Source organism: Colwellia sp. 75C3 (genome assembly GCF_002836255.1).
Taxonomy (GTDB): Bacteria; Pseudomonadota; Gammaproteobacteria; order Enterobacterales; family Alteromonadaceae; genus Colwellia.
Window position 1 is genome coordinate 348,940 of record NZ_PJAU01000054.1, and the last position, 8,632, is coordinate 357,571.

Here is an 8,632-nt window from a genome sequence, read left to right on the forward strand (position 1 = left end):
TCCATGGCTGTATTTAGCAAAAAAGCTCACTCAAATGTTTGAGTAAGCTTTTTATTTACACAAGGTAATTTAGCTAGAATAGTTTAGTACTTAGCCGCTTGGCCCTTAGCAGGCAGACTTTGCTTAATAAAGTCACGAATATCTTGATTAGCATCTCGTAAGTCTTCATGTCGCAAATACATCATATGGCCACTTTCATAACCTTTAAATGATAAGCGGTCTTTCATTAACCCACTTGGGTCTAATTGCCATAACGTATATTTAGCATCAAAATAGTTAGTCGCACCATCAAAATAACCAGATTGAATCATCACTTGTAAATAAGGATTTTGTGCCATCGCTGAACGTAGACCTTCACCTGTTTTATTGCCTGTGCGGTCCCACGGGTGAACATTACCAAACATATTGTATTTAATGTCTGTTTTATACGCTAACTCTTCACGCAAGTAATAATTAATCGCCGGAGTGAAACTGTGTAACCACGAGCTTAATTCAGCGTTATAATCAGGACGCGAACCAGCAACTTTTTTATCAATACCTAAATAACGAGAATCTAAACGGCCGATTGTTTGTTTTCTATCACGTAATAACTCTTTCCAGAAAAAATTATTATCAACATCTAAATTATTATCAATAACCGCTGTTACCGATAAACCAGAATATCTAGCCACTTGCTCAGCAATTACTTGCTTCTCTTGCGCTGAAATAAAACCACCTTTCGCTAAAGCGGGTAAATATTCGCTAATAGTATAAGTTTCAACTTCTGCCAGTAATTCCTTTAATGGTTTCTGTTGAAGTGCTGGTGTTAAGGCTTTGTGATACCAAGCCGCTGCTGCAAAGTAAGGTAATCTATTAGCCGTTTTAACTGGCCCGTCTCGTTTGATACCAATATCAGTCGGTGAAACTAAAATTACGCCATTAACGTACATCCATTGGCGCTCTTGTAGCTCTTTCGCTAAACCTGCAACACGCGTAGTGCCATAGCTTTCACCAATTAAATATTTAGGTGAACGCCAGCGATTATTACGGCTTACAAAAGTATTAACCCACTCGGCTAAATATTTAACATCGGCATTTACGCCAAAGAACATTTTCTTTTGTTGCTCTTTACTTGGCATTTTACCGTCTTTGCCTGGTAAAACACGTGAATACCCCGTATTTACCGGGTTAACAAAAACAATATCTGCTACATCTAAAATTGAATAAGGGTTTGTTTTTACGCCATAAGGCTGTAATGGATAACCTTCATCATCAACATTTAATACTCTAGGACCAGTATAAGCCACATGCATCCATACAGAAGCTGAACCAGGCCCACCATTAAAGGAAATAACCAATGGACGCTTAGCGGTATCTTTTACATCGCTACGCTGATAATACGTATAAAACAAACTGGCCGTTGGGTTGCCCTCTTCATCCCAAACGGGTTGAGTTCCAGTGGTAGCAGTATACTTAAACTTTTCACCATTAACTTTAGTGCTGTGTTTTGTGACGTTTTTGGCATCAATAACCAGCTTACGCTCATGATTACTTGGCTGTTGGCTAGGCTGTGTTTCAGCTAACACAGTGCTAGATGATAAACTGAACATCACCATAACAGGAACAACAAAGCTTAAGCTTTTATGTTTATTGATAAATTTTTTAACGGTTGAAGTAGAGATAATTAAATCCTCATCAGGTTAGGTATATTTGAATTAGTATTTCTAAATTGAGATAGATGCAAAATAACAGCTACTATCGATAGGATAAAACTGTTTTCGGCAAAGTGAAGATAAAATAGGATGAAATAAGGGGGAATGATAGTTATAAATTGTAGCCTTGCAGTATCATAAAAACATATGCCAGGCATAATCACTAATAAATAACACTTAGGCAGTCTAAAAAACATGTAAAAAAAAGCCGTGATCCTTGGGCCACGGCTTGATACTTCAGCTATTGATAATTACATCTTACGAGTAATTAAGCGGTAGCTTTTTTCTCTGTAATGAAGAAGCTAGTTAAGTAAGAAATCAAACCTAATAGGAAGATTACCCCAGCAATTTCACGTAACCAGTAAAATATGGCTAATTTATCTTGAGTTGCCATAAAGCTTAACGCTTCACCAGACTCAGGTAAACGTTGTAACCACACTTGTAGGATACCAGCACCCGTTAAGAATAAAGTGATGAATACCATAGCGACTGTCATTAACCAGAAGCCCCACATTTCAACAACTTGTGCTTTATTACAGTTAGCTTCACCAATACCACGTAACTTAGGCATTGCATAAGAGATGATTGTCATAACAATCATTGCATAGGCGCCATAGAAAGCCATGTGTCCGTGAGCTGCTGTAATTTGTGAACCATGCGTATAGTAGTTAACAAATGATAATGTATGTAAGAAACCCCATACACCAGCACCTAAGAATGCCATTACCGCAGTACCTAATGCCCACAATGTAGCAGCTTTATTAGGATGTTCACGACGACGACGGTTAACCATATTAAATGCATACAGTACCATTGCGAAGAAAGGAAGTGGTTCAAGTGCTGAGAAAATAGAACCAACCCACTGCCAATATTCAGGTGTCATTAACCAGTAGAAGTGATGGCCAGTACCTAAGATACCTGAGATAAGCGCCATAGCGATAATCACATATAACCATTTTTCTATTACTTCACGGTCAACACCGGTAACTTTAATTAATACATAAGCCAAGATTGCGCCCATGATTAATTCCCAAACACCTTCTACCCATAAATGAACGACAAACCACCAGAAGTACTTATCTAAGGCTAAGTTAGTTGGGTTATAAAAAGCGAATAAGAAGAATACTGCTAAACCAATTAATCCAGTCATCATCACCATGTTAATGGCAGTTTTACGACCTTTTAAGATAGTCATACCTAGGTTGAATAAGAAACCTAAACAGACAACAACAATACCTATTTTGGTAATCGTTGGCTGCTCTAGAAACTCACGACCCATTGTTGGCCATAGGTGGTTAAGAGTAAGATCAGCTAGCGTAGAATAAGGTACCAATAAGTAACCTAAAATAGTTAGTACGCCTGCTGCTGCAAATATCCAAAAGAGAATAATAGCTAATTTAGGACTGTACAGCTCAGTTTCTGCTTCTTCAGGCACCAGATAATAAGCAGCCCCCATAAAACCAAAGAGTAACCAAACAATTAATAGGTTGGTATGTACCATACGAGCAACGTTAAAGGGGATTAATCCACCTAAAAAGTCACCTACTACATATTGCAAGCCCATGATAAGACCAAATAATATTTGGCCTACAAACAAGATCATAGCGAAAATAAAATAAGGTTTTGCTACGGATTGTGATTGATATTTTAAAGTATTCACACCCTACCCCTCAATGTTTGGTGGCCAGTTATTGGCGTCTAGCCTAGAAGTCCATATAAGGAACTCAGCTAAATCATCAATTTCTTGGTCATTTAAGTGGAAGTTAGGCATTTGACGACGACCTGGAATGTTTAATGGTTGAGCATTCATCCAACCATTTAAGAAAGCCTTAAAGCCAGCTTCATTACCACCGCCGCGACGGTCAAAAACGTTCATTAGCTCTGGAGCAAAATACGCGCCTTCACCAATAAGTGTATGACAACCAATACAGTTATTTTTTTCCCATAAGTGTTTACCGCGTTCAACTGCTTCGGTAATGTTTTCTCGATTATCCCTTTTGGGCATCTCTTTTACTGTGTGAAAAGTCAAAGCTAAGAATATTAAGAAGAAGAAAATACTTCCTCCGTAATAAATATTCCTTGCCATGCCTTTAGTAAAGCTCTCTGACATGGTGTTTCCTTAATGAAATAGTTCATGCGTAAGTGTTAAAAGCAAATGAATCATAGCGAGGATGTAAGATAGGTGACTTGATGGAAATCAAGTTTTCAAGGACTTGTAATAAATCGTTACATAATTAGAATTAACTTTGCGCTACATCAAACAAGCGACGTTTATTGCTAACTCATTTCATCAAACAAAACGGCTATAACCTCATGTAAAATAAGGTCATAGCCACTTAAAAACAACATTTACACCACAATTAGATTAAGGTTATTACTCTGCATTCTTAACAATAACCCTACCTTTCATCTTAGGATGTGGGCCACATTCATAAGAAAAAGTGCCTAATTGATCAAAGATACGTTGATAACTTTCATCAGGAAAAAAGTAATCTGGCTCTTCTTCACCTGAGCCTTTAAACCAAACATTATGATATTGACGCTTCTCAATATTTTTCCATATCACCCTATCGCCAGCCTCAATAATAATTTCACTAGGCATAAACTGTTTTTTGTATATTTCAACAATGACATCCTTTGCTTGTGCTTGGCTTGTTGAAAACAACACACTTACAACGACACATAACCACACTCGTTTATTCATCATCTGTTTATCCTTATTTAATCGAAGGGAAGTTCATTAAAAATTGTTACCACACACTTACAATCGAATGGACTTAATCCGTCATTCTCGTAGGCGGGAATTTATTCGCGCTTGTGCCTTATGGCATGGATGCTACTTATTAGCAAATCAGCGGCTGAGCCCCAACCATCTACCAGTAACATTTTATCCGCAAGTACACCAAACCTATTAACCGTCACTCCCGTAGGCGGGAATTTATTCCGCTTGTGCCTTATGGCATGAGTGCCACTTATGAAGATAATGCGGACTGTACAGGACGCACCTTATTAGAGAATGCAAGAGCATATTCTCCTGGATCCAGTTTCTAAAAGACAATGGGTCTTCGATTAAAACACCTCGAAGATGACAGCTTCACGGTTATTCGCTCATCCAACGTCTATCCATCATTCTCAAATATCTAACCAAGCATTTATCCTAAATTCGTCATTCTCGAAGTCTCTGATCGAACGTGGCATGGATGCTACTTATTAGAGAATGTAGGATGCATATTCTCCTGAATCCAGCTTTTGAACTTATGGATCTTCGATTAAAACACCACGAAGATGACAGCTTCACGGTTATTCGCTCATCCAACGACAATTAATGTCAAATTAAACTTAAATCCTGATTAGATTGTATCTTTCTTTAAAAATGGCTGATTTATTCCAGATCAGGCTTATAGGCAATCGTTAACCCACATTGCAATAACTTACATTTTTTATACAGAGTTCATCTTGCTATCTACTTGTAACAATATAAGCTAATAAAATGCTAAATATTCCTTTAAAAACTACGATAGTCATACTACTTACATTAACGCTAAGCGCTTGTGCTGGCACATCATTTGGTGACTTATTTAGTAACTACAACAAACAAATGCAAGGGGTAAAAAATGCCCAGCAGCAAGGTAATTTCGAGCAAGCGCTATCATTAATACCTGAGCGCAGTGAAAGTAATGGCAGTTACGGCTTAAGTTTATTAGAAAAAGCCAGATTAGAGTTTCTCGCCAGCAAACACGAAGAAAGTAAGCAAGACTTTGCCCTGGTATACCGACAAGTTCAGCAAGCAGAGCAAGCCGCGAAAATTCAACTAAGCCGTGGCGTAGAAAATGTTACTGCAATAGTCAGTAACGACAATGCAACGCGATACGACATTCCCTACTATGAACAAAGCATGCTGCATTGTTATCAAGCCCTCAATTACCTAAATAAAAATGATATATCAGGTGCCTTAGTTGAAATACGACGTGCTAACTTGGTACAAAATAAAGCCTTAAAAGCCAATCAAGCATCACTTAATGATGCCCTGAATAAAATGGCGAAAAAAGGCCTTAGCCCTGAAAATTTAGCCAGTAAATATCCATCAATGAATGCTGCTATTGGTGAAGTAAAAAATGGTTTTCAAAATGCGTACACCTTTTATTTATCAGGCATACTTTATGAAGCCGTAGGGCAAGCCAATGATGCGTATATTGACTATAAAAAAGCGTTAGAAATTTATCCGCACAACATAACAGTGCAACAAGATGTTTGGCGATTAGCCAATAAACTAGGTATGAACAACGATATTCAGTTATTTAGCAAACGCTTTTCAAGCAATATCACTAAAGCCGATGCCCAAAGCAATACCTCAAGCAATACCTTAAATAATCGCAATCAAGAAAACGCAGCACAAAGTGGCCAGTTAGTTGTTCTGGTAGAGCAAGGCATCATCCCAAGTAAACAAGAAGTATCTATCCACCTACCTATTTTTACTAGCCATAACGACATGCGCTTTTACAGTGTAGCCTTACCTAGTTATCAAAACCGCTTACGCCAATATTCAGGCCTTTCATTAAACTACCAAGGAAAAACCTATCAATCCAATGAAATTGTTCGACTGCAATCGCTTGCAGCCAAGCAGTTACAAGATGAAATGCCTGCAATAGTCACCCGACAAGTGGTACGACTGGTGGCGAAAGAAGAAATTAGGCAACAAATGAGCCGCAAAGGTGGTGATGTCGGCAACATTCTAGCCGGCCTATACAATTTAGCATCAGAAAAAGCAGATACCCGAAGCTGGAGTACACTACCCGATAGCATTCATGTATTACGACTAGACTTAGCGCCAGGTCAACACGAACTAGAATTAAACATCAACGGTAGTCATCGAACTATCACCGTTGAAATTAACGAAGACAGGCAAACCTTAGTAAAATTAACGTCAATCGGTAGTTATATCAATTACCAGAGTATGAACCTGTAAACTGCACGGCTCACTAAAGGTTAATTTAAACATTAACGTTAGGCGTTAGTAATAAACATCGCCCTGTTAAATTATGGAGTACTCAAATGAAAAAAGTGACATCTATTACAGCAGCCATATCTAAATCAAAACGCTCTGCGCTGTTAGTGGCAACATTAACCACAATATTACTGATCAGTGGTTGCAAGAATATCCCACCAGTGACCTCTGGCATGGGCAGCGAACAAATAGCCCCATGGCAAAAATTCGAACAACATTTACAGGTGCATAACCCAGAGTTAGGTAAGAAGCTTCATATCAGCGACATCCGCTCTAGAACAAACAATGACCTGCTCGAAATTAATTTATCGCTCACCAGCAGCTATAAAAAAACACTCAAACTGCAGTATCAATTTACTTGGTTTGATATAGACGGCTTTGTGATAGAAGCAGGTAAAAGCCCTTGGCAGCCACTCGACTTACATGGCATGCAAACAGCGACAGTACCAGGATTAGCACCAACAACTCACGTAGCATCGTTTAGTCTCTATGTTCGTGAAGTACCTGAGAAGTTTTTTAAATTTTAATTAATATTACAGAAAATCACGTCATTTCCGCGATCTCTAGGCGGAAATCCATATCACTAAAACTGGATACCCGACAAAACACTTCGGGTATGACGAATTAGGCCGTGTATATGGATTAGGCGCATTGAAAAATAAACGATTTAGAAATACTAAATAAACACTCTCAATAGTAAATAATCAATATTAAAGGAAAAACCTATGAAAAAACTTATTATGATTACCAGTGTTGCACTAACACTTACCCTTGTTGCCGGCTGTACCAATAAATCGGTAGTACGCTATGGCGATGCAAACGAAGTAGAAACAACGGATATTAGCTTCGGCTCTACTGACCTACAAAAAGTTGCCGGTCAAATGACTGACTCATTATTATTATCTCCTGTCGTTGGTACGTTAACAGCAAACACACGCCCTATTATGTTTGTAGAAAGTATCAAGAACAAAACCAGTGAGCATATTGATACCGAATCAATTACTGACTCTATCTCTACCAAATTACTTCGTTCTGGTAAATTCAGATTCGTAGACATGGGCCGAGTAGAAGCAGCACGCAAGCAGCTTGATTACCAACAAAACAGCGGTATGGTCGATTCAGCTAAAGCCATGCAGTTTGGTAAACAAGTAGGTGCTCAATACATGCTTTATGGCAACCTAGCCAGCATCGTTAAATCTAATAAAGATCAGTCTGATGTTTATTACAAATTTACCCTACGTTTAATGGATCTAGAAAGTGGCTTAGTCGAATGGGCTGATGAAACAGAAATCCGTAAAACCAAAGGCAAAGAATTCGTTAGCTGGTAGCTAATGAGGAGCACGTATGAAATCGTTATTAATAACATGTTTAACCCTGCTCACTTTATTATTTAGTTATTCGGCTGATGCAGACTATGACAGAAACAAAGCCGTACCTGTTGAAAAGGTACTCTTTGGGTCAGTCATTTCTACTCGAAACATTAGCCAAGAAGAACTTATCCAAGATAAAAATAGCGGTTGGAAAACCTTTGGTGGCGCACTAGTTGGCGGCGCCATAGGCAATCAATTTGGTGGCGGTAGTGGTCGTGACATAGCCACGGTATTAGGCGCTGTCATCGGTGGTAAAATGGCCAACAACCGAAGCCAAGCTAAAACGGTAACTGTACGTTTAGTCGAGTTAATGATAGAAGTTGACTGCGCTGAAAAGCAATGCCAACAATATATGGTGATTCAAGATTATGATCAACAAATGGTCTTTCATCAGCAAGATGCGGTAAGAATGGTTTACCTTGCTAATGGCAATGTCAGAATAGATAAACAGTTCTAGAACAGGACTAACGATACTCAGGGAATGGTGAGAGATAGTGTCTCCGGCCAAGTTTATCGTCATCCCCTGTGTTTCTGATCGGGGATCCATATCACTTAGTCTCTTAAAC

8 protein-coding genes are annotated in these 8,632 nt (G+C 38.6%); 4 read left to right on the plus strand and 4 right to left on the minus strand.

Features of this window, described 5'->3' with window-relative positions; translation table 11 throughout:
* Positions 1–83: 83 nt before the first annotated feature.
* The 4 genes from CXF85_RS14115 to CXF85_RS14130 all read right to left on the minus strand — a co-directional run bounded on the left by CXF85_RS14115 (position 84) and on the right by CXF85_RS14130 (position 4,398).
* Entirely contained in the window at positions 84–1,595 is a 1,512-nt protein-coding gene (locus CXF85_RS14115) for a S10 family peptidase (RefSeq protein ID WP_101229286.1), read from the minus strand.
* A 364-nt stretch (positions 1,596–1,959) separates the two neighbouring features.
* Positions 1,960–3,351: a cbb3-type cytochrome c oxidase subunit I gene (locus CXF85_RS14120; RefSeq protein WP_101229287.1), complete on the minus strand. Its 1,392-nt coding sequence runs from the start codon at positions 3,349–3,351 to the stop codon at positions 1,960–1,962.
* 3 nt (positions 3,352–3,354) lie between these two features.
* Positions 3,355–3,801 carry a c-type cytochrome gene (locus CXF85_RS14125; RefSeq protein WP_101229288.1) on the minus strand — a complete coding sequence of 149 codons (447 nt, stop codon included), beginning with the start codon at positions 3,799–3,801 and terminating at the stop codon, positions 3,355–3,357.
* Between the two features lie 264 nt (positions 3,802–4,065).
* Positions 4,066–4,398: a cupredoxin domain-containing protein gene (locus CXF85_RS14130; RefSeq protein WP_101229289.1), complete on the minus strand. Its 333-nt coding sequence runs from the start codon at positions 4,396–4,398 to the stop codon at positions 4,066–4,068.
* Between the two features lie 783 nt (positions 4,399–5,181).
* Here CXF85_RS14130 and CXF85_RS14135 point away from each other — a divergent pair.
* The 4 genes from CXF85_RS14135 (at position 5,182) to CXF85_RS14150 (ending at position 8,523) form a co-directional block, all read left to right on the plus strand.
* Complete coding sequence (locus CXF85_RS14135; protein WP_101229290.1) at positions 5,182–6,657, plus strand: COG3014 family protein; 1,476 nt, start codon at positions 5,182–5,184, stop codon at positions 6,655–6,657.
* 86 nt (positions 6,658–6,743) lie between these two features.
* Complete coding sequence (locus tag CXF85_RS14140) at positions 6,744–7,223, plus strand: YcfL family protein (protein WP_101229291.1); 480 nt, start codon at positions 6,744–6,746, stop codon at positions 7,221–7,223.
* 198 nt (positions 7,224–7,421) lie between these two features.
* The gene (lpoB, locus tag CXF85_RS14145) at positions 7,422–8,024 is read left to right on the plus strand and encodes a penicillin-binding protein activator LpoB (RefSeq protein ID WP_101229292.1); all 603 of its coding nucleotides are present in this window, start codon (positions 7,422–7,424) and stop codon (positions 8,022–8,024) included.
* Positions 8,025–8,040: 16 nt separating this feature from the next.
* Positions 8,041–8,523 (plus strand): glycine zipper 2TM domain-containing protein, encoded by a 483-nt coding sequence (locus CXF85_RS14150; RefSeq protein ID WP_101229293.1) that lies wholly within the window; start codon positions 8,041–8,043, stop codon positions 8,521–8,523.
* The last annotated feature ends 109 nt before the right edge of the window (positions 8,524–8,632 follow it).